The sequence below is a fragment of the Streptomyces sp. NPDC060027 genome, assembly GCF_042737005.1.
In the GTDB taxonomy this organism is placed as follows: Bacteria; Actinomycetota; Actinomycetes; order Streptomycetales; family Streptomycetaceae; genus Streptomyces.
In genome coordinates this window covers 1-20719 of record NZ_JBHWVI010000117.1, presented here as the reverse complement: position 1 = coordinate 20719, position 20719 = coordinate 1, and the positions used below count along the sequence as shown (strand labels likewise).

At 70.7% G+C, this 20719-nt stretch carries 19 protein-coding genes and 1 tRNA gene; 13 read left to right on the top strand and 7 right to left on the bottom strand.

The features are described 5' to 3' along the window. Positions 1-181: 181 nt before the first annotated feature. The 4 genes from ACFWBT_RS26005 to ACFWBT_RS25990 form a co-directional block, all read right to left on the bottom strand. Positions 182-1060 (bottom strand): S-methyl-5'-thioadenosine phosphorylase, encoded by an 879-nt coding sequence (locus ACFWBT_RS26005; RefSeq protein ID WP_385704596.1) that lies wholly within the window; start codon positions 1058-1060, stop codon positions 182-184. A gap of 129 nt (positions 1061-1189) precedes the next feature. Beyond that, positions 1190-1510, bottom strand: coding sequence for an FmdB family zinc ribbon protein (locus tag ACFWBT_RS26000; protein WP_266759710.1), 321 nt, complete (start codon positions 1508-1510; stop codon positions 1190-1192). Positions 1511-1578: 68 nt separating this feature from the next. Further along, positions 1579-2841, bottom strand: a complete 1263-nt coding sequence (locus ACFWBT_RS25995) for an MFS transporter (protein WP_385704593.1) — start codon at positions 2839-2841, stop codon at positions 1579-1581. Positions 2842-3092: 251 nt separating this feature from the next. Beyond that, on the bottom strand, positions 3093-4685 hold the full coding sequence (locus ACFWBT_RS25990; protein WP_385704591.1) for a potassium/proton antiporter: 1593 nt from the start codon (positions 4683-4685) through the stop codon (positions 3093-3095). A gap of 199 nt (positions 4686-4884) precedes the next feature. Here ACFWBT_RS25990 and ACFWBT_RS25985 point away from each other — a divergent pair, with 199 nt between their 5' ends. After that, complete coding sequence (locus tag ACFWBT_RS25985) at positions 4885-7653, top strand: penicillin acylase family protein (protein ID WP_385704588.1); 2769 nt, start codon at positions 4885-4887, stop codon at positions 7651-7653. Positions 7654-7751: 98 nt separating this feature from the next. Here the strand turns inward: ACFWBT_RS25985 and ACFWBT_RS25980 are convergent, their stop codons facing one another. Next, on the bottom strand, positions 7752-8378 hold the full coding sequence (locus ACFWBT_RS25980; RefSeq protein WP_385704585.1) for a 5-formyltetrahydrofolate cyclo-ligase: 627 nt from the start codon (positions 8376-8378) through the stop codon (positions 7752-7754). Positions 8379-8459: 81 nt separating this feature from the next. On the opposite strand from ACFWBT_RS25980, the gene galU reads away from it, so the two are divergent. The 7 genes from galU (at position 8460) to ACFWBT_RS25945 (ending at position 14228) form a co-directional block, all read left to right on the top strand. Next, positions 8460-9362, top strand: a complete 903-nt coding sequence (galU, locus tag ACFWBT_RS25975) for a UTP--glucose-1-phosphate uridylyltransferase GalU (protein ID WP_385704582.1) — start codon at positions 8460-8462, stop codon at positions 9360-9362. Between the two features lie 5 nt (positions 9363-9367). After that, complete coding sequence (gene glp / locus ACFWBT_RS25970) at positions 9368-10690, top strand: gephyrin-like molybdotransferase Glp (RefSeq protein ID WP_385704580.1); 1323 nt, start codon at positions 9368-9370, stop codon at positions 10688-10690. 164 nt (positions 10691-10854) lie between these two features. Beyond that, the gene (gene moaC / locus ACFWBT_RS25965) at positions 10855-11367 is read left to right on the top strand and encodes a cyclic pyranopterin monophosphate synthase MoaC (RefSeq protein WP_385704578.1); all 513 of its coding nucleotides are present in this window, start codon (positions 10855-10857) and stop codon (positions 11365-11367) included. Then, positions 11364-11903 (top strand): molybdenum cofactor biosynthesis protein B, encoded by a 540-nt coding sequence (locus ACFWBT_RS25960; RefSeq protein WP_385704576.1) that lies wholly within the window; start codon positions 11364-11366, stop codon positions 11901-11903. Before moaC ends, ACFWBT_RS25960 begins: the two co-directional genes overlap by 4 nt. A 26-nt stretch (positions 11904-11929) precedes the next feature. Next, complete coding sequence (locus ACFWBT_RS25955; RefSeq protein WP_385704574.1) at positions 11930-12589, top strand: GNAT family N-acetyltransferase; 660 nt, start codon at positions 11930-11932, stop codon at positions 12587-12589. 173 nt (positions 12590-12762) lie between these two features. Continuing rightward, positions 12763-14058, top strand: coding sequence for a gephyrin-like molybdotransferase receptor GlpR (gene glpR, locus ACFWBT_RS25950; RefSeq protein WP_385704571.1), 1296 nt, complete (start codon positions 12763-12765; stop codon positions 14056-14058). Positions 14059-14154: 96 nt separating this feature from the next. After that, positions 14155-14228, top strand: a tRNA-Ala gene (locus tag ACFWBT_RS25945). A gap of 230 nt (positions 14229-14458) precedes the next feature. Here the strand turns inward: ACFWBT_RS25945 and ACFWBT_RS25940 are convergent. After that, positions 14459-14935 carry a GNAT family N-acetyltransferase gene (locus tag ACFWBT_RS25940; RefSeq protein WP_385704568.1) on the bottom strand — a complete coding sequence of 159 codons (477 nt, stop codon included), beginning with the start codon at positions 14933-14935 and terminating at the stop codon, positions 14459-14461. A gap of 92 nt (positions 14936-15027) precedes the next feature. Between ACFWBT_RS25940 and ACFWBT_RS25935 the strand changes: the two genes are divergently transcribed. Next, entirely contained in the window at positions 15028-15831 is an 804-nt protein-coding gene (locus ACFWBT_RS25935; RefSeq protein WP_385704565.1) for an exodeoxyribonuclease III, read from the top strand. Between the two features lie 73 nt (positions 15832-15904). Here the strand turns inward: ACFWBT_RS25935 and ACFWBT_RS25930 are convergent, their stop codons facing one another. Continuing rightward, on the bottom strand, positions 15905-16585 hold the full coding sequence (locus ACFWBT_RS25930) for a MerR family transcriptional regulator (protein ID WP_385704617.1): 681 nt from the start codon (positions 16583-16585) through the stop codon (positions 15905-15907). Between the two features lie 305 nt (positions 16586-16890). On the opposite strand from ACFWBT_RS25930, the gene ACFWBT_RS25925 reads away from it, so the two are divergent. The 4 genes from ACFWBT_RS25925 to ACFWBT_RS25910 all read left to right on the top strand — a co-directional run bounded on the left by ACFWBT_RS25925 (position 16891) and on the right by ACFWBT_RS25910 (position 20674). Further along, positions 16891-18435, top strand: a complete 1545-nt coding sequence (locus tag ACFWBT_RS25925) for a flavin-containing monooxygenase (RefSeq protein WP_385704562.1) — start codon at positions 16891-16893, stop codon at positions 18433-18435. Next, positions 18432-19394, top strand: a complete 963-nt coding sequence (locus ACFWBT_RS25920) for an alpha/beta fold hydrolase (RefSeq protein WP_385704561.1) — start codon at positions 18432-18434, stop codon at positions 19392-19394. The genes ACFWBT_RS25925 and ACFWBT_RS25920 overlap by 4 nt, the downstream gene beginning before the upstream one ends. Next, the gene (locus tag ACFWBT_RS25915; protein ID WP_385704558.1) at positions 19391-20275 is read left to right on the top strand and encodes an SDR family oxidoreductase; all 885 of its coding nucleotides are present in this window, start codon (positions 19391-19393) and stop codon (positions 20273-20275) included. Before ACFWBT_RS25920 ends, ACFWBT_RS25915 begins: the two co-directional genes overlap by 4 nt. 207 nt (positions 20276-20482) lie before the next feature. Then, positions 20483-20674 carry a hypothetical protein gene (locus tag ACFWBT_RS25910; protein ID WP_385704555.1) on the top strand — a complete coding sequence of 64 codons (192 nt, stop codon included), beginning with the start codon at positions 20483-20485 and terminating at the stop codon, positions 20672-20674. Positions 20675-20719: the final 45 nt, after the last annotated feature.

Genomic DNA, 20719 nt, shown 5'->3' with positions numbered 1-20719 from the left:
CACTGTGACGGTGAGAGCCATGGTGAACGTGCGGGCCAAGCCACTGTGACCGCGAGAGCCACGGTGAACGTGCCGGCCACCGTGACCACGAGAGCCATGGTGAACGTGAGGGCTGATGCGACCGCGAGAGCCATGGTGAAGGTGAGAGCCACGGTGACGGCGAAGGGCGGTCCGGCCGCCGTCACGGCAGGTCGAACCCCGGGTCCATCCCGCCCAGCGCCGTCGTGCACAGGCAGTCCCGCGTTCCGTTCGCCGGCAGCCCCGCGACCGCGTCGAAGAGCACGCCCCGCAACCGGTCCACATTCGCCGCGAACACCTTCAGCACGTCGTCGTGCGAGACGCCCTCGCCGGTCTCGGCGCCCGCGTCGAGATCGGTGACCAGCGTCAGCGACGTGTAGCAGAGCTGCAGTTCACGGGCGAGCGCGGCCTCGGGATGCCCGGTCATGCCGACCACCGACCAGCCCTGTGCCTGGTGCCAGAGCGATTCGGCCCGGGTGGAGAACCGCGGACCCTCTATGACCACGAGCGTGCCGCCGTCCACGGGCTCCCAGTCCCGTTCGCGCGCCGCCTCCAGGGCGGTCCTGCGCCCGACGGGGCAGTACGGGTCGGCCAGCGACACGTGCACCACGTTCGGCACCGTGCCGTCGGGCAGCGGCAGCCCGTCGAAATAGGACTGGGGCCGCGACTTCGTACGGTCCACGAACTGGTCCGGCACGAGCAGCGTTCCGGGCCCGTACTCCGGACGCAGACCGCCGACGGCGCAGGGGCCGAGGACCTGGCGGGCGCCGACGGAGCGCAGCGCCCACAGGTTGGCGCGGTAGTTGATGCGGTGCGGCGGCAGATGGTGGCCGCGGCCGTGGCGGGGGAGGAAGGCGACCCGTCGGCCGGCGATCTCGCCGAGGAACAGCGAGTCGCTGGGCGGTCCGTAAGGGGTGTCCACCTGTAGCTCGGTCACGTTGTCGAGGAAGGAGTAGAAGCCCGAGCCGCCGATGACACCGATCTCGGCCAGGGCCGTCGACTGCTCCCCGGCCGGGGTCTGTGGGTTCTCCGTGTTCGCCATGGACGGCACCCTAGCCGGGACGGGAGAACGCCGAAGACCCCGTCGCCTTACGACGACGGGGTCCCGTGCGAACGAGCCTGGTGAGGCCTCTCGGCGCCGGGGCGGGAGCCGCGGCGGACCGGGGAGGCCTTAGGCGGCGGAGCTGCCGGCCGAGCCGGTGCCGGACGACTTCGAGTCCGAGGACGACGACGCGGACGTCGACGACGAGGACTTCGAGTCCGACGAGGACGTGGCCGTGGACGGCTTCGACGCCGGCGAGCTGCTCGACGAGGAGCCGCGGCTGTCGTTGCGGTAGAAGCCGGAGCCCTTGAAGACAATGCCGACGGCCGAGAACACCTTCTTCAGGCGGCCGTTGCAGTTGGGGCACTCGGTCAGGGCGTCATCGGTGAACTTCTGCACCGCCTCGAGGCCCTCGCCGCACTCGGTGCACTGGTACTGGTAGGTCGGCACTTGTCTTCCTCCTGGCACTCTCACTCAATGAGTGCTAACGACGGTCCATACTGACGTATTCCGCGAGATCAGTCCACTGTCACCGGCACTCGGTGACCGACGCCACGTGCGACCGTCCTGCTCGGGGCCTGTGTGGTGAGGCGTGAACGCAGTGCCACCAGGGTCGCCAGAGCCAGTGCCGTACCGGCCATCGGCACCAGGAAGCCGGCGCCGTCCCAGAGCCGGTCCTCCATCTGTCCGGCGACGGTGACGGCCGCCGCCTGCCCGAGCGCGACGGCGCCGGTGAGCCAGGTGAAGGCCTCGGTGCGAGCGCCCTGCGGAACCAGGCTCTCGACCAGGGTGTAACCGGTGATCAGGGTCGGGGCGATGCACATACCGACGACGAGACCGAGGCCGGCGAGCACGATCCCCGAGTCGGCGGCCCACAGCCCGGAGGCGGCCAGCGCGAGGGCGGCGTACCCGAGGACGAGCCGTCGCTGCGGGGCCACCTTCCAGGCGATGGCGCCGCAGACGATGCCGGAGATCATGTTGCCCGCGGCGAAGACGCCGTACAGGACACCGTTCAGGCCGGGCTCGCCGATCGACTCGCTGTACGCGGCCAGGGAGACCTGCATGCCGCCGAAGACGGCGCCGATGCCCAGGAAGGCCACGATCAGGACGCGCACCCCGGGGATCCGCAGAGCGGAACCGTGCTCCACGCGCGCGTGACGGTCGACGGCGACCGAGGGCTGTGTGCTCTTCTGCGCGGCGAACAGCAGACCGCCGACCAGGGTCAGCGAGGCCTCGGTCAGCAGGCCCGCGGCGGGGTCGACGGCCGTGCACAGCGCGGTGGCGAGCAGCGGGCCGAACACGAAGGTCAGCTCGTCCGTGACGGACTCGAAGGCCGCCGCGGTCGTCATCAGGGGCGAACCCTGGAGCTTCACGCCCCAGCGGGCACGCACCATGGGGCCGATCTGCGGCACCGAGGCGCCGGTCGGCACGGCGGCGACGAAAAGCGCCCACAAGGGGGCGTCCGCCAGCGCGAGCGCGGTCAAGGAGAAGCCGGCCACGGCGTGCACGAGGACGCCGGGCAGCAGGACGGCCCGCTGTCCGTGCCGGTCGGCCAGCCGTCCGGTGAAGGGGGCGAACAGTGCCATGGAGACACCGGTGGCGGCGGCGACCGCGCCGGCCGCGCCGTACGAGCCGGTGGTGTGCTGCACGAGCAGCACGATGGAGATCGTCAGCATGGCGAACGGCTGACGTGCGGCGAAGCCGGGGAGCAGGAACGTCCAGGCGCCGCGGGTGCGCAGCAGCTGTCCGTATCCAGGACGGGAGGTGACCGTGGATGCCACGGCCCGTGCCTTTCTGCCGCCTGGTAGCGCGCCCGTGCGGGGGGCGCCGAGAGCTGTCCTCTTGCGCGGATCTGCGGTAGATACCGGCGTCTCCTGCGGGAGGACGTCACGGCCGCCATACGGTCGCGCCAGCTCTGCGTCAGGCAGAGTTGGTTCGATCAAGGTGTGCCTTCATCCTACAGGGACGATCGAGGCCACGCCTGTGAAACCGAGCACCATGGGAGCGCTGGCCTGTGAATGCCCGCCGCGCCTCAATGTCCCGTCTGGTGTCTCGTTCGATGGTGTTCCGTTCCGCCGTCCTCGGTGCCCAGCCAGCCGGCGAGCTTGCCGCCCTGGCCCACCGCGCGCAGCCGCTTCTCGGCCGCGTCCCGGACCGGGTCGGTGGCCACCACCAGCAGTTCGTCGCCGAGCCGCAGCACCGTCGTGGGCGCCGGCACGAAGGACTCCGCGTCGCGGACGACGAGGGTGACCGCCGCGCCCGCGGGCAGCCGCAGCTCGCCCACCTCGACGCCGTGCATCCGCGACCCCTTGGGGATCGCGACGGACAGCAGATGGCCGCGCAGCTGCTCCAGGGGCGCCGATTCGATGCCCAGGTCGGCGGCCCCGGGGGACTCCCCGAGGCGGAGTTTGCGGGCCAGCCAGGGCAGTGTCGGGCCCTGGACGAGGGTGTAGACGACGACCAGGACGAAGACGATGTTGAAGATCCGCCGGCTCTCCGCGATGCCGCTCACCATGGGGATCGTCGCCAGGATGATGGGGACGGCGCCGCGCAGCCCCGCCCAGGACAGCAGCGCCTGCTCCTGCCACGGGATACGGAACGGCAGCAGGCTGACGACCACGCTGAGCGGTCGCGCCATCATGGTCAGGACCAGGCCTATGACGAGTGCGGGCCAGATGTCGTCGGCCATCTCGTGCGGCGTGACCAGCAGGCCGAGCAGTACGAACATGCCGATCTGGGCGATCCAGCCGAGCCCCTCGGCGAAGCCGCGGGTGGCGGGCCAGTGCGGCAGCTTCGCGTTGCCGAGCAGCATGGAGGCGAGGTAGACGGCGAGGAAGCCGCTGCCGTGGGCGAGCGCGCCGGCGGCGTAGGCGACGACCGCGATCGCCATCACGGCGATCGGGTAGAGGCCGGAGGCCGGCAGTGCCACGTGCCGCAGTCCGTACGCGCCCAGCCAGCCGACCGCGATACCGATGGCGGCGCCGATGGCCAGTTCCAGCGCTATCTCGCCGAGCAGCGCGTACCAGTGCTCCACCGGCCCCGCGGTGGAGAACGCGACGACGAGGATGACCACGGGGGCGTCGTTGAAGCCGGACTCGGCCTCCAGGATGCCCGTCACGCGCGAGGGGAGGGGGATTTTGCGCAGGACCGAGAAGACCGCCGCGGCGTCCGTCGAGGACACCACCGCCCCGATGATGAGCGCCTGCCGCCACTCGAGGCCGATCAGATAGTGCGCGGCCGAGGCCGTGACGCCCACGCTCACCGCGATGCCCACCAGTGCCAGCGAGGAGGCCGCCGGCAGGGCCGGCTTGATCTCCTTCCACTTCGTGCCGAGACCGCCCTCGGCCAGGATCACGACCAGGGCCGCGTACCCGATGACCTGGGTCAGCTCGGCGTTGTTGAAGTGGACGTCGCCGACTCCGTCCTGGCCCATCGCGACGCCGATCCCCAGGTACACGAGCAGCGTGGGGAGCCCGCTGCGTGAGGAGATCCGGACCGCTGCCACCGCGATGAGCAGGACGAGCGAGCACACGAGCAGGAGCTGGTTGAGGTGGTGGACAGTCAGGGGCTGTTCCTTTCTCTCCGATCCGGTTCCGCCGGGGGGCGGCAGCCGGCTCTGATGCACCGGAAGCCGGGCACTTCATTGCAAGTACTTCGTTACCTTACCTAACTCTTGACGCTTTCTTGACGTTCCCGAAGGCAAGATCGAACAGTCGTGCTTCCCGGTTTCCTACTCCGCGTCAAGGCGCGGTTGGCCCTGCGCCTATGGTTGCCCCAGCACTCCAGGACCGCCTGCCGCTCGCGTTAGGACAGCAAGGACAGCGATGCCCCCCAACACCACCGCCTCTTCCGGCCAACAGCCCGGCAAGTCCGGCAGGAAGAAGGGGCGCAAAGCCCGACTGTTCTTGATTGTCCTGGTTCTCGCCATCATCGGAGGCATCGCCTTCGGCGCGTACTGGAGCATCAGCACTGTGCGCGCCTCCTTCCCGCAGACCAAGGGCTCCATCCAGCTCGACGGACTGTCCGGGCCCGTGGCCGTGAAGCGCGACGGCAACGGGATCCCGCAGATCTACGCTTCGTCCGACGAGGACCTGTTCATGGCCCAGGGCTTCGTCCAGGCGCAGGACCGGTTCTACGAGATGGACGTGCGCCGTCACATGACCTCGGGCCGACTGTCCGAGATGTTCGGCCAGGGCCAGGTCAAGAACGACGAGTTCCTGCGCACGCTGGGCTGGGACCGGATCGCGGAGAAGGAGTACGACACCAAGCTGTCGGCCTCCACGAAGAAGTACCTCCAGGCGTACGCCAAGGGAGTCAACGCCTACCTGAACGGCAAGGACGGCGAGGACATCTCCCTGGAGTACGCGGCTCTGGGCTTCACCAACGACTACAAGCCCACGGAGTGGACCCCGGTCGACTCGGTGGCCTGGCTGAAGGCGATGGCCTGGGACCTGCGCGGCAACATGCAGGAGGAGATCGACCGCTCGCTGATGACGAGCCGGCTCGGCCCGAAGCAGATCGCCGACCTGTACCCGGAGTACCCGTACAGCCGGAACAAGACGATCGTCCGGACGGGCTCGTACGACAGCGTCACCGGGACGTACACGCAGGCGGACGCCACCTCGGCGTCCACCGCGGGCACGGGTCTCACCGGCGACACCGATGCGCCCGCCGGGTTCCAGAGCCAGCTCTCGGGGCTCTACGACGTCCTCGACGACCTGCCCACCGCGGTCGGCGTGAACGGCAACGGCATCGGCTCGAACTCCTGGGTCGTCGCGGGAGGCCACACCATCACCGGCAAACCGCTGCTGGCCAACGACCCGCACCTGTCGGCGTCCCTGCCCTCGGTCTGGTACCAGATGGGCCTGCACTGCACCAGCGTCTCCGCCAAGTGCCAGTACGACGTCTCCGGCTACACCTTCGCGGGCATGCCCGGTGTGGTCATCGGCCACAACCAGGACATCGCCTGGGGCATGACCAACTCCGGGGTCGACGTCACCGACCTCTACCTGGAGAAGATCACCGGCCAGGGCTACGAGTACGACGGCAAGGTGCTCCCCTTCACGATCCGCAAGGAGACGATCAAGGTCGCGGGCGGCACCGCCAAGACCATCGTCGTCCGGGAGACCGAGGACGGGATGCCGCTCCTCTCCGACCGTGACGACGAACTGGTCAAGGTCGGCAAGAAGGCCACCGTCGACGCCGGGGCGCCCGACCGCGGCGACGGCTACGCGATAGCGCTGCGCTGGACCGCGCTGGACCCGGGCAAATCCATGGACGCCGTCTTCGAGATGGACAAGGCGTCGAACTGGACCGAGTTCCGCAAGGCGGCCGCGTCCTTCGAGGTGCCGTCCCAGAACCTGGTCTACGCCGACGGCGCCGGAGCCGACGGCAACATCGGCTACCAGCTGCCCGGCAAGATCCCCACGCGCGCCAAGGGCAACGACGGCTCGCTCCCGTCGCCCGGCTGGGACTCCAAGTACCGCTGGACGGGCTACATCAAGCAGTCCGCCCTGCCCTACGAGTACAACCCCAAGCGCGGGTACATCGTGACCGCCAACCAGGCGGTCGTCGACCCGGACAAGTACCCCTACATCCTCACCACGGACTGGGGTTACGGCACCCGCAGCCAGCGCATCAACGACCTGATCGAGTCGAAGATCAACGGCGTCGGCAAGATCTCGACCGACGACATGCGGCAGATGCAGCTCGACAACAGCAGCGAGATCGCCAAGCTGATCGTGCCCAAGCTGCTCAAGATCGACGTGCCCGACAAGGACGTCCGCGAGGCGCAGAAGCTGCTGGAGGGCTGGGACTACACCCAGGACGCCGACTCGGCGGCCGCCGCCTACTTCAACGCCACCTGGCGCAACATCCTCAAGCTCGCCTTCGGCAACAAGCTGCCCAAGGAGCTGCGGGTCAAGGGCCAGTGCCTGTGGGTCGACCGGATCGACACCACCGGTCCCGCGGACGAGGACCAGTCGGTGCGCGAGTGCGGCCAGCGCGACGCGGACCAGGCGCAGCCGGACGGCGGCGACCGCTGGTTCGAGGTCGTCCGCAAGATCATCGACGACGAGCGCAACGACTGGTGGAAGTCGCCCAAGACGCGCAAGACGCCCACCGACAATCCGATCGACACCCGGGACGAGCTGTTCGGCCAGGCCATGACGGACGCCCGCTGGGAGCTGACCGCCAAGCTCGGCAAGGACATCGACACCTGGAGCTGGGGCCGGCTGCACCGCCTGTTCCTGAAGAACCAGACCCTCGGTACCGAGGGCCCCCGCTTCATCCAGTACATGCTCAACCGCGGCCCCTGGAAGCTCAGCGGCGGCGAGGCGACGGTCAACGCGACCGGCTGGAACGCGGCGGGCGGCTACAGCGTGGTCTGGGTCCCCTCGATGCGGATGGTCGTCAACCTCGGGGACCTGGACAAGTCCAAGTGGATCAACCTCTCGGGTGCTTCCGGGCACGCCTACAGCTCCCACTACACCGACCAGACGGACCTGTGGGCCAAGGGCGAACTCCTGCCCTGGGCCTTCTCGGACAAGGCCGTCGACAAGGAGACGAGCGACACCCTGGTCCTGAAACCGTGACGCTCCGACGGGCGTCGAGGTCCTGACGCCCTGAAGCCGGTGCCTGACCGAAGTGGCCCTCCGTGCGTGCGTGGAGGGCCACTTCGCGTCCGCCGCCCTCAGCGGAAGCGGCGCACCCCGGAGGGCGTCACCACCGCGTGGACGGGCCGGTCGTGCGCCTCCGCCGGTACCCGCTCGACGACTTCGGTGTCGTACAGGAGCACCACCAGCGCGGGGTGGGAGCCCGAGCGCTCCAGGCGGGCCAGTACGCGGTCGTACGAGCCTCCGCCGCGCCCCAGCCGCATGCCGCGCGCGTCGACGGCGAGACCGGGCAGCAGAACGGCGTCCGCGTCCTGGACGGCCTCCGGCCCCGACCGCGCGCCCGCGGGCTCCAAGAGGGCCATTTTCCCGCCGTGCCGGACGCGTTCGAGGGAGTCCGCTCCGGAGTAGGTCCCCCAGTCCAGGTCGTTGTCCGCCATCAGGACCGGCAGGAGCACGCGCACCCCGCGCGCGTGGAGCGCGTCCAGGAGCGCGAGGGTGCCCGGCTCGCTCCCCACGGAGACATACGCCGCCACCGTTCCCGCGTGCGCCAGTTCGGGCAGTTCCAGGGCGCGGGCGGCGAGAGAGGCGGCGGCTTCCCGCACGTCATCGGCCGTCAACCCGTTTCTCACCGACAGGAATCCTCGCCGCAACATTCGCTTGTCAGGCTCTGGTTGACGTCCGGCGTGGCTCACAGGTGACTCCATGGTTTTCCTAATGGGCTCATATGAGAGCGAATTAACCGGAGCCACAGATTCAGCACATAGCCACCGGTTATGGTTGCGGGCATGACTGAGTCACACCCCAGGATCAGTAAGGCTGTCATTCCCGCGGCAGGCCTCGGCACCCGGTTCCTGCCGGCCACCAAGGCCACTCCCAAGGAGATGCTGCCGGTCGTCGACAAGCCGGCGATCCAGTACGTGGTCGAAGAGGCCGTGTCGGCGGGTCTTGACGACGTCCTGATGATCACGGGCCGCAACAAGCGCCCCCTCGAAGACCACTTCGACCGCAACTACGAGCTCGAATCGGCGCTCCAGAAGAAGGGCGACGCCGACCGGCTCGCCAAGGTCCAGGAGTCCAGCGACCTCGCGACCATGCACTACGTGCGCCAGGGCGACCCCAAGGGCCTCGGGCACGCCGTCCTGTGCGCGGCCCCGCACGTCGGTCGCGAGCCCTTCGCCGTCCTTCTCGGCGACGACCTGATCGACCCCCGTGACCCCCTGCTGGCCCGCATGGTCGAGGTCCAGGAGCGGCACGGCGGCAGCGTCATCGCGCTCATGGAGGTCGCGCCCGAGCAGATCCACCTGTACGGATGCGCCGCCGTGGAGGCCACCGACGAGGGCGACCTGGTCAAGGTGACCGGCCTGGTCGAGAAGCCGGACGTGGCGGACGCCCCCAGCAACTACGCGGTCATCGGGCGCTACGTCCTCGACCCGCACATCTTCGACATACTGCGCAAGACCGAGCCCGGCCGCGGCGGAGAGATCCAGCTCACCGACGCGCTCCAGCAGCTCGCCTCGGACGAGAAGGTCGGCGGCCCGGTGCACGGCGTCGTCTTCAAGGGCCGCCGCTATGACACCGGGGACCGTGGCGACTACCTGCGTGCCATTGTCAGACTTGCATGCGAACGTGAAGACCTGGGCCCGGACTTCCGGACCTGGCTTCGCAGTTACGTAGCCGAGGAGATGTAGGGACTTTGAGCAGCGCCGCGACCCGCACCGCCGGCCAGGATCACCTCTGGTCGGTGGACGACCACCTGGAGGACATCCTCACCACCGTCCGCCCTCTCGAACCCATCGAGCTGCAACTCCTCGACGCCCAGGGCTGCGTCCTGATCGAGGACGTCACGGTGCCGGTCTCCCTGCCGCCGTTCGACAACAGCTCGATGGACGGGTACGCGGTCCGGGTCGCGGATGTGGCGGGCGCGAGCGAGGAGTATCCGGCGGTCCTGACGGTCGTCGGTGATGTCGCGGCCGGCCAGGCCGAGCAGCCCTACGTGGGCCCCGGCCAGGCCGCCCGCATCATGACCGGCGCCCCGCTGCCGCCGGGCGCCGAAGCCGTCGTCCCCGTCGAGTGGACGGACGGAGGCCTCGGTGAGGGCCCGGTCTCCGGGATGCGCGCGCACAGCGCGTCGCCCGAGGGGTCCTTCGGACAGGTGCACGTCCACCGCCCGGCCGAGGCGCGCGCGCACGTCCGCGCCACGGGCAGCGATGTGAAGGCGGGCGACCGCGCCCTCGAAGCGGGCACCGTCCTCGGCCCGCCACAGATCGGCCTGCTCGCCGCGATCGGCCGCGGCACCGTGCGGGTGCGCCCGCGCCCGCGCGTGGTCGTCCTCTCCACCGGCAGCGAACTCGTCCAGCCGGACGAGCAGTTGGGAACCGGCCAGATCTACGACTCCAACAGCTTCGCCCTGTGCGCGGCCGCCCGTGACGCGGGAGCCATCGCCTACCGGGTGGGCGCGGTCGCCGACGACGCCGAGACGCTGCGCTCGACCATCGAGGACCAGCTCGTCCGCGCGGACCTGCTGGTCACGACCGGCGGAGTGAGCGTCGGCGCCTACGACGTCGTCAAGGAGGCCCTGTCGTCGGTCGCCGACGAGGACGAGGCGGGCAGCGGCATCGACTTCCGCACGCTCGCCATGCAGCCCGGCAAGCCCCAGGGCTTCGGCTCCATCGGCCCCGACCACACGCCGCTGCTGGCGCTCCCCGGCAACCCCGTGTCGTCGTACGTCTCCTTCGAGCTCTTCGTCCGCCCCGCGATCCGCACCCTGATGGGGCTGAAGGACGTTCACCGGCCCACGACCAGGGCCACGCTCTCCACGGACAAGGCGCTGACCTCGCCCGAGGGCCGTCGGCAGTTCCTGCGGGGGACGTACGCGGACGGTGCCGTGACGCCTGTCGGCGGCGCCGGGTCCCACCTGGTCGCGGCCCTCGCGCACGCCGACGCGCTGATCGTCGTCCCCGAGGACGCCACCTCGGTCGAGCCCGGCGCCGAGGTCGAGGTGGTCCTGCTCGGCTGAGCGGCCGGGCGGGCGGGGCGCCCGCCGCCGCGGGCCCGGGGCGCGGGAGGGGCGCACAGCTCCTCGCGGGGGGCGTAGCGGTGGACGGGCGGGCGGTAACGTGTCGCGCACACCAGGCCCACGCGCCGCACCGCGAGGGGCCCTGACCGGGAGCGCCCACGCACATGACTGTTCCGTCCCCGGGGGAGACCTCCGGACCCTCTGTGCAGGACCGACTGACGCACATCGACGAGGCGGGTGCCGCCCGCATGGTCGACGTGTCCGGGAAGGACGTGACCGCCCGCACCGCGCGCGCGAGCGGCCGTGTCCTGGTCTCGCCGCGCGTCGTCGAGCTGCTGCGCGGTGAGGGAGTCCCCAAGGGCGACGCCCTCGCCACCGCGCGCATCGCGGGGATCATGGGAGCCAAGCGCACGCCGGACCTGATCCCGCTGTGCCACCCGTTGTCGGTGTCGGGTGTCAGGATTGATCTGTCGGTCGCGGACGACGCCGTCGAGATCCTGGCCACCGTGAAGACGACCGACCGCACGGGCGTCGAGATGGAAGCCCTCACCGCGGTCAGCGTGGCGGCCCTCACCGTGATCGACATGGTCAAGGCCGTCGACAAGGGAGCGGTCATCACGGACGTACGGGTGGAAGAGAAGACGGGCGGAAAGTCGGGCGACTGGAGCCGGGCATGAGCGCAGACACCTTCATCGGCGGGGCCCTCACGGCGCCCTACAGCGCCCTGGTGGTCACCGCCTCCAACCGTGCCGCGGCCGGCGTCTACGAGGACAGGGGCGGTCCGCTGATCGCCAAGGGTCTCGCGACGTTCGGCTTCGCGGTCGACGGGCCCCTCGTCGTCCCGGACGGAGACCCCGTGGAGGCGGCGTTGCGCGCCGGTGTCGAGGCGGGGTACGACGTCATCGTGACCACCGGCGGCACGGGGATCTCGCCCACCGACCGCACCCCCGAAGCGACCCTGCGGGTACTCGACCGCGAGATCCCGGGCATCCCGGAGGCCATCAGGGCGTTCGGAAGGGACAAGCTGCCCACGGCGGCGCTCTCGCGGGGGCTCGCCGGAATCGCCGGAGGGACGCTGATCGTGAACCTGCCGGGCTCCACCGGCGGGGTGAAGGACGGCCTGGCCGTTCTGGAACCCCTCCTGATCCACGCCGTCGACCAGATCCGCGGCGGCGACCACCCCAGACCCGTCGGCAGTGGGGGTGCGAGCTGAACAGCCCATCCTGGCCGGTCGAGCTGGTGGACGGCGATGTCGTCCTCCGGCCGATAAGGCTGCGCGACCAGCGGGCCTGGCGCGAGGTGAACCGGCGCAACCGCGACTGGCTGCGCCCCTGGGAGGCGACCATCCCGCCCCCCACGCCGAGCGGCCCGATCGCGCACCGGCCGACGTACCGGCAGATGGTCCGGCACCTGCGTGCCGAGGCCAACGCGGGCCGGATGCTGCCCTTCGTGATCGAGTACCAGGGGCGGCTGGTCGGCCAGTTGACCGTGGCCGGGATCACCTGGGGCTCGATGTGCTCCGGGCACGTCGGCTACTGGGTGGACCAGTCGGTGGCGGGCCGCGGAGTGATGCCGACGGCCGTGGCGCTGGTGAGCGACCACTGCTTCCGTACCGTTGGACTGCACCGCATCGAGGTCTGTATTCGCCCCGAGAACGGGCCCAGCCGCAGGGTCGTGGAGAAACTCGGATTCCGCGAGGAAGGGCTTCGTCCGCGCTATCTCCACATCGATGGTGCCTGGCGGGACCATCTCGTCTTCGCGCTCACCGCGGAGGAAGTGCCCGAAGGGCTGCTCGCGCGCTGGCGCCGGGCGCGCGCGGCACGGACCCGTTCGGAGCAGGTGGGATCGGAGCAGGCCGGCCCGCAGAACCCGAGCAAGCCGGGGAACAGCGGAAAATGAAATAGGTGTTCGAAAATGATCGGCAGGCGATCGCCTGGGGGCATTAAATTCGCGCTCCGGGCGGCCTGCTGATCGCATCGGTCACAAAAAAAGCTCGAAATATCAGCCGGATCGTGCGACACACCGGCTCAATTGGCAGATGGCCTCACGCAAACCCCTCTACCGTGTGAGGCGTGAGCAGCAGCGGCCTCATCTACGCAGTCATCGTCGGGGCCTGGGCCGCCTACTTGGTGCCGATGTGGCTCCGTAGGCAGGACGAGCTGAACGAAGCCCGTCCGACGGAACGCTTCAGCACCGCCATCCGGCTGCTTTCCGGACGGGCGGGCATGGAGCGTCGATACGCCAAGGACCTGCGCGCGCGCTCCGCCGAAGAGGGGGAGCCCAGCGCCGACCCGGACGGCGTCACCGATTCGGTGGACGTCCGGGCCTTCGCCGTGCCTCCGACCCGGCCCCAGGCGACCGCCCAGCACCGTCCGGTCGTCCAGGAGCGTGTCCAGGAGCGGGTGCAGGTGCCGGAGCCGGTCCAGGCGGAGCAGAAACCGGGCGCGCGGGCGGCCGGCAGGGAGAGCGGCGCGTACGAGACCTCGGGCGCCGCCCGGTCCGTACCGCAGCAGCCGGGACCGTCCGCGCCGAGACCCTCCGTCAAGCCCGCGTCCCAGCAGGCCGCGCCGTCCACGGCGGGGCGCACCCCGGGCGCACGCCGGGCACCCTCGGCGGAGGCTGCAGCGCGTGCCCGGCGTACGAAGGCACTCGCGCGCCGTCGGCGTACGACGGTCCTGCTCTTCCTCGCCTTCACCCTCGGCGCGATCGTGGCGGCGGTCGGCGGCCTCGCGCTCCTCTGGGCGCCGGCCGTACCGGCCGTGATGCTGAGCTCGTACATCGTGTACCTGCGCGCCCAGGAGCGACGGCGCTTCACCTACACCATGGACCGGCGCCGGGCCGAGGTCGCGGCGCAGCGGCTCCGGGAGCGGCAGCCCCGCCGGCGGGCGGCCGTCGACCCCGGGGCGGACGAAGCGGAGGACGGCCCGGCGTCCGACACCGGTACCGGCCTCTCGGCGCTCGCGGCCGACCGGCGTGCCCTGGTCGAGCAGACCGACCACGCCGAGTGGGTCGACCAGCAGCGCGAGCGTCAGCGCGGCCCCGGCCAGGGGGACAGCTGGGACCCGGTGCCGGTTCCCCTGCCGACCTATGTGACCGCGCCGGTCGCGCCCCGGGCGACGTCCAGCGTCGACCTGGGGGCGCCGGACGCGTGGAGCTCCGCGCGGTCCAGCGCGGTCGAGCCGAGCGCGCCCGAGGCGGAGCCGGTGACCGAGGACCCCTCCGACGCCTGTGACGGCGACGAGGCCGGGGACGACAACCGCAGCGACGCGCGACGGGCCGCGTCCGCGCGACGCGCACGCGAACGCGGCCGGACGCCGTTGTTCGACCAGTACGACGACGGGGGTCGGCCGCGCGCGGCCAACGAGTGACGGGTGCGGTGACGGGCGCTCGCGAGGGCTGGCTGACCAGCCCGGAACGGATTTCCAAGCACCTCGATCGGGATGCTAGAGTTTCACTCGTTGCAAGGGCCTGTGGCGCAGTCTGGTAGCGCACCTCGTTCGCATCGAGGGGGTCTGGGGTTCAAATCCCCACAGGTCCACCGCAGCCAAGAGGCCCGTTCCCAGCAGTGGGAGCGGGCCTCTTGCCATGTCCTGGCAGCCGACGGTGGCAACTCCCGTCGGTGGCCCCGGGGCGGCGGTTCCTCCGGGGCTTCGGTGACGGACTCGCCGGGCAGGTGCTGGACGTGGCCGGAGGCCGGCGATTCCCTCGAAGAGGAAGCCGGCGCGCCAGGTCTGCCGGGGCGTCACCGGATGAACACCGCCCCGATGACTAGAGGGCCTTGGCGTAGCAGAGGCTCAGTTCGTGGAAGCGGTAGTAGCCGAATTTGGCGCACGGCTCGTAGCCGCTCGACGTGTAGAGGGCGACCGCCTCGGGCTGCTTCGTGCCGGTCTCCAGGACCATGCGGACGCGGCCGGCCGCGCGGGCGTCGTCCTCCAGGGCGGCCAGGATGCGCCGGGCGAGGCCGAGGCCGCGGGCCTCGGGGGTCACGTACATGCGCTTGAGCTCGGCGTCGCCGTCCGTGTAGCCCTCGTCGTTCTCGTCCTGGGTGCGCCAGCCGCCCGTGGCCACCGGGCGGTCCCGCTCGTCGTACGCGATCAGGTAGAGGCCGAGCGGCGGGGCGAACATCCGCTCGTCCAGGTGCGTGGCGTCGCCGTCGTCCTCGTAGCGCTCGGCGTATTCGGCCTGAACCTGGTCGTTGAGCTTCACGGCGTCGGGGTGGTCGAAGGGGACCGGGCGGATATGCATGCGGGATACCGTACATCTATGCGTCGGGTGGGATCGTCCCGCTCGGATGATCGAGTTCGGGTCGGCGGTACCGATTAAGTATCGTGCCCCGAGTGCTGACTGTGACCTCTGTGAATGTGAACGGGCTCCGGGCCGCCGCGAAGAAGGGCTTCGTGGAGTGGCTCGCGGAGACCTCCGCGGACGTGTTGTGCCTCCAGGAGGTGCGGGCCGAGCCCGCGCAGCTCTCCGAGGAGGTGCGCGCCCCAGAGGGGTGGCACGTCGTGCACGCCCCCGCCGCCGCCAAGGGCCGCGCGGGTGTGTCCCTTTACACACGCCGCGAGCCCGACCGCGTCCGGGTCGGCTTCGGGTCCGAGGAGTTCGACTCCGCCGGGCGGTACGTCGAGGCGGACCTGCCCGGTGTCACCGTCGCGAGCCTCTACCTGCCCTCGGGCGAGGTCGGGACCGAGCGGCAGGACGAGAAGGTCCGGTTCATGGGGGAGTTCCTGGCGTATCTGAAGAGGGTCAGGGAGCGGGCCGCCGCCGACGGGCGCGAGGTCGTCGTCTGCGGCGACTGGAACATCGCCCACCAGGAGGCCGACCTCAAGAACTGGCGCGCCAACAGGAAGAACTCCGGCTTCCTGCCCGAGGAGCGGGAGTGGCTGGGCCGGGTCCTGGACGCGGGCGACGGCGGCTACGTCGACGTCGTGCGCGCGCTGCACCCGGATGCCGAGGGGCCGTACACCTGGTGGTCGTACCGGGGGCGGGCCTTCGACAATGATTCAGGTTGGAGGATCGACCTTCAGGTCACCACCCCGGGGCTCGCGGGCAAGGCGGTCAAGGGGTTCGTGGAGCGCGCGGCGACGCACGAGGAGCGCTGGTCCGACCACGCGCCGGTCACGGTCGTGTACGACCTCTGAGCTGTCCGGGCCGTGCTCCGGGCGACCCGGTCGCGGTGATCCGCGATCTCCGGGCGGACCGACTGCGGCGACCCTAGGCCCGGTGGTCCTTGCGATCCCCGTGATCCCTGCGGGCCCCGTGGTCCCCCTGGTCCCCGTGCTCCCGTAGCCGTCGGTCCAGCGCCATCGACAGTTCCGCCTCCACCACGCTCTTCGCGAGGGGGCGCAGGCGTTGGAGGTCCTCGGGTGTGCGGTCCTCGGTGAGGACGAGGGTGGTGAAGAGCTCGGCCAGCGCGTCGGTGTGTTCCCGTACGCGGCGCGCGGCCGTCAGGACGTCCGCCAGCGGAATGCCCTCGCGGACCAGGGCGGCCGAGACGTCGAGCAGGCGGCGGCTGATGTGGACGATCTCGCCGCCGTCCGTGCCGAGATAGCCGAGGTCGAGCGCCGCGGCGAGGTTCTCCGGGGTGGCCTGGCCGGCGAAGACGTCGGCGAGTTCCTCGGGGGAGAGGCGGACCGGGGTCTCCTCGGTGGGCTCGCCCAGTCCGAGCAGTTCACCCACGTCCCGGCCGTGGTCGAAGGCTTCGGCCAGTTCGGCGATGCCGTTGAGGGTGTGGCCGCGTTCCAGCAGTGCCGAGATGGTGCGCAGGCGTGCCAGGTGGGTGTCGTCGTACCAGGCGATACGGCCCTCGCGCCGGGGCGGCGGGATGAGCTTGCGCTCCCGGTAGAAACGCAGGGTGCGCACGGTGATGCCGGCCTCCTCGGCCAGTTCCTCCATGCGGTACTCGCGTCCGCCCGGCTCCGGCGTGGACCGGGCGGCGCTCGTGAGCGGGCCGGGGCCGGACCCCCGGGCTTCGCGCGTCCGCGCGTTCGTCCGGCGCGTGCCGGACTCTCGCGTCTCCGCGCTCCGTGCCGGCGCCTCCGCGCCCCGCTTTCCTGATCCCTCGGCCACCTGCGCACCCTACGTCGTACCCCCGGTAACTTTCCCGGGCGCGACCCCTACCCATCAGTACGAAGCTGCTCTACTCTCCCGATTGTGCCAGTGTTCACTGGCGGAGTCGCGCGGACCAGGGAGGCGTCGGGATGACCGAGCACGAGCATGTACGGGTGGCGGTGATCGGGTCCGGGTTCGGCGGACTGGGGGCCGCTGTGCGGCTGCGCCGCGAAGGGATCACCGACTTCGTCGTCCTCGAACGGGCCGGCGGCGTGGGCGGCACCTGGCGCGACAACAGCTACCCCGGGTGCGCCTGTGACGTCCCGTCGCACCTGTACTCGTTCTCGTTCGCGCCCAACCCCGAATGGCCGCGCACCTTCTCCGGGCAGGAGCACATCCGCGCGTACCTGGAGCATGTGGCGGACGTCTTCCGGCTGCGGCCCCATCTGCGGTTCGACTCCGAGGTCAAGATGATGACCTGGGACGCGGAGAAGCTGCGCTGGGGGATCGAGACGAGCAGCGGGTTCCTGACGGCGGATGTCGTGGTGTCCGCGACCGGGCCGCTCTCCGATCCCAAGATCCCGCGGATCCCGGGGATCGACACCTTCACCGGCAAGGTGTTCCACTCCGCCCGCTGGGACCACGACTACGACCTGCGGGGCAAGCGGGTCGCCATGGTCGGCACCGGGGCCTCGGCCATTCAGATCGTGCCGGCGATCCAGCCGGACGTCGCCCGGCTGACCCTGTTCCAGCGCACCCCGCCGTGGGTGATGCCGCGGGTCGACCGGGCCATCAGCGGTGCCGAGCGATGGCTGCACCGGCAGCTGCCGTTCACGACCCAGGCCAGGCGCGGGCTGCTCTGGGGCATCCGGGAACTCCAGGTGCAGGCGTTCACCAAGCGGCCCGACGAACTCGGCCTGGTCGAGCGGCTCGCCAAGCGGAACATCTCCCGCGCGGTCAAGGACCCGGCGCTGCGGAAGAAGCTGACGCCCGACTACCGGATCGGCTGCAAGCGGATCCTGCTCTCGAACGCCTACTACCCGGCGATCACCCAGCCCAATGTGGACGTCGTGGCCTCCGGACTCGCCGAGATCGACGGCTCCACGGTGGTCGCCGCCGACGGCACCAGGGCCGAGGTCGACGCGATCGTCTTCGGGACCGGCTTCCATGTCACCGACATGCCGATCGCCGATCGGGTCGTCGGAGCGGAGGGCAGGACGCTCGCGCAGGCGTGGGAGTCCGGCATGAAGTCGCTGCGCGGCGCCACCGCGGCGGGCTTCCCCAACTGGATGACGATCATCGGGCCCAACACCGGGCTCGGGAACTCGTCGATGATCCTGATGATCGAGTCCCAGCTGAACTACATGGCGGATTTCGTACGGCAGTTGGACGTCCTCGGGGGACGTGCCGCGCTCGACGCGCGCCCCGGCGCCGTGGACGCCTGGAACCACCGGGTCCAGGAGCGCATGAAGCGCACGGTGTGGAACACCGGCGGCTGCACCAGCTGGTACCTCGACGCCAACGGCGTCAACACGACCGTATGGCCCGGTACGACGACCGAGTTCCGCAACGCCACGCGCCGTGTCGACCTGGCGGAGTACGACGTGCTGCGCGCGACGGAGCCCGCGCACGGAGCCGCGCCCGGGCCGCGCGCCAAGAGCGCCCCCAACAAGAAGGTGGAGGCAGGAGCGTGAGCCGACTGACGCAGGAGGCACACGGGGCGTACGCGCCTCCCGTGCCGGCGCTGGAACTGATCGCGCACTCCGCCGACGGCGCCCGGCTGCACGTCGAGGTGCACGGGCCCGAGGACGCGCCCGCCGTCGTCCTCGCGCACGGCTGGACCTGCTCGACCGCCTTCTGGGCGGCCCAGATCCGGGACCTCGCCGCCGATCACCGGGTCATCGCGTACGACCAGCGCGGGCACGGGCGCAGTCCCGCCAGTGAACTCTGCAGCACGGAAGCGCTCGCCGACGACCTGGAGGCGGTGCTCGCGGCCACGCTCGCGCCGGGCGAGAAGGCCGTGCTCGTCGGGCACTCCATGGGCGGGATGACGTTGATGGCGGCCTCGGCGCGGCCGCGGTTCAGGGAGCACGCGGCGGCGGCCCTGCTGTGCAGCACGGGCAGCACGGGGCTGGTCGCGGAGGCGCGCGTGCTGCCGTTGCGCGCCGGGCCGTTCCGGACGCGTGTCACCCAGGCCGTGCTCGGATCGCGCGCGCCGCTCGGGCCCGTCACACCGGTCGCCAGGCGGATCCTCAAGTACGCGACCATGGGCCCCGGGTCGTCTCCGGTGATGGTGGCGGCGTGCGCGCGGATCGTGCACGCCTGTCCGCGCACCGTGCGCCACGCCTGGTCGGCCGTGCTCGCCACGCTCGATCTGGAGCACGGCGTCCGGGAGCTGAGGGTGCCGACGGCGGTGATCGCGGGCACCGTGGACCGGTTGACACCGGTCGTGCACGCGCGGGCTCTGGTGGCGGCCCTGCCGAACTGCGTCGGCAGCACCGAACTGCCGGGGGTCGGGCACATGACTCCGGTGGAGGCGCCGGAGCTGGTGAGCGCACGGATACGCGAACTCGTCTCCACGTACACGCAGACCGCCGAGGCGCCGACGGCCGTGGAAGGCCTGGCGGGCGCAGAGATCAAGGAGGGCGCATGAGCAAGGTGAGCCTGGAAGGACAGGTCGCGGTCGTCACGGGGGCGGCGCGCGGTGTCGGTGAGCTCCTCGCGCGCAAGCTCTCCGCGCGCGGGGCGAAGGTCGCGCTGGTCGGACTCGAGGCGGACGCGCTGAAGCGGGTCTCCGAGCGGCTGCACAGCGAGAGCGACCACTGGTACGCCGACGTCACCGACCACGAGGCGATGGCGCGGGTCGCCCATGAGGTCAAGCAGCGGTTCGGCAAGGTGGACATCGTCGTCGCGAACGCCGGTGTCGCGAGCGGGGGGCCCTTCGTGGACTCCGACCCCGTCGCCTGGCGGCGGGTCATCGAGGTGAACCTGATCGGATCGGCGGTGACCGCGCGGGCGTTCCTGCCGGTGCTGATGGAGAGCCGCGGGTACCTGCTGCAGATCGCGTCGCTGGCCGCGATCACCCCCGCTCCGATGATGACGGCCTACTGCGCCTCCAAGTCCGGCGTGGAGGCGTACGCGCACAGCCTGCGCGCGGAGGTCGGCTACAAGGGCGTACGCGTGGGCGTCGGGTATCTGTCCTGGACCGACACCGACATGGTGCGGGGCGCCGACCAGGACGAGGTGATGCGGGAACTGCGGCAGCGGCTGCCGTGGCCGTCCAACAAGACGTATCCGCTGGGACCGGCCGTCGACCGGATCGTCGCCGGGATCGAGCGCCGCTCCAGCCATGTGTACGCGCAGTGGTGGCTGCGCGGGATGCAGGGCATCCGCGGGTATCTGCCCGGGATCATCGGGGCCGTCGGGCAGCGCGAGATGCGACGGTTCGAACCGCGCCTCGCCGGTGTGCGGACCGGGCTGGTCGGGGCCGGCGGGGCGGCCGACGAACAGGAGCGGAACTCGACGGCTCCGTGAACCGCGCGGAGGGTCCCAGCTCCGTGAACCGCGCGGAGGGTCCCAGCTCCGTGAGCCGCACGGAGGGTCCCATCAGTGCATCTCACGGTGCGTGACTGATCGAAATGCGCGCTCTGTCCCTGCGTGTAAGTCTGGTCGAGGCCCGAAACCCCCTTACCCACAAGGGGGTCGGGGCCGAATCCCTCACCCACTACGGGAGTGAATCGCATGAGCATGCAGGACCAGTTCAAGGACAAGGCCGAGCAGCTTAAGCAGCAGGCCAAGAAGCAGAAGAAGATGGGCGAGCCGCGAGACAAGGCTAGCGAGCGTTCCCCGGTGGGGCGTGACCGCACGATGCCCGAAGCGGACCGTGCTCAGCGCGAGGCCCAGGACCGCTTCGACCAGGACTACGACGCCTGATCGGTTCGCCGGCTCGGCCTGAGTGGGGTGCCCTCTCCCAAGAGG

Coding starts and splice junctions, on each gene's coding strand:
- ACFWBT_RS25985 (WP_385704588.1), top strand. CDS start 4,885: ATGCCCCCCAACACCACCGCCTCTTCCGGCCAACAGCCCGGCAAGTCC.
- ACFWBT_RS26005 (WP_385704596.1), bottom strand. CDS start 1,060: ATGGCGAACACGGAGAACCCACAGACCCCGGCCGGGGAGCAGTCGACG.
- ACFWBT_RS25960 (WP_385704576.1), top strand. CDS start 11,364: ATGAGCGCAGACACCTTCATCGGCGGGGCCCTCACGGCGCCCTACAGC.
- ACFWBT_RS25915 (WP_385704558.1), top strand. CDS start 19,391: ATGAGCAAGGTGAGCCTGGAAGGACAGGTCGCGGTCGTCACGGGGGCG.
- ACFWBT_RS25940 (WP_385704568.1), bottom strand. CDS start 14,935: ATGCATATCCGCCCGGTCCCCTTCGACCACCCCGACGCCGTGAAGCTC.
- ACFWBT_RS25910 (WP_385704555.1), top strand. CDS start 20,483: ATGAGCATGCAGGACCAGTTCAAGGACAAGGCCGAGCAGCTTAAGCAG.
- ACFWBT_RS25980 (WP_385704585.1), bottom strand. CDS start 8,378: ATGGAGTCACCTGTGAGCCACGCCGGACGTCAACCAGAGCCTGACAAG.
- galU (WP_385704582.1), top strand. CDS start 8,460: ATGACTGAGTCACACCCCAGGATCAGTAAGGCTGTCATTCCCGCGGCA.
- ACFWBT_RS25930 (WP_385704617.1), bottom strand. CDS start 16,585: ATGGAGGAACTGGCCGAGGAGGCCGGCATCACCGTGCGCACCCTGCGT.
- ACFWBT_RS25925 (WP_385704562.1), top strand. CDS start 16,891: ATGACCGAGCACGAGCATGTACGGGTGGCGGTGATCGGGTCCGGGTTC.
- moaC (WP_385704578.1), top strand. CDS start 10,855: ATGACTGTTCCGTCCCCGGGGGAGACCTCCGGACCCTCTGTGCAGGAC.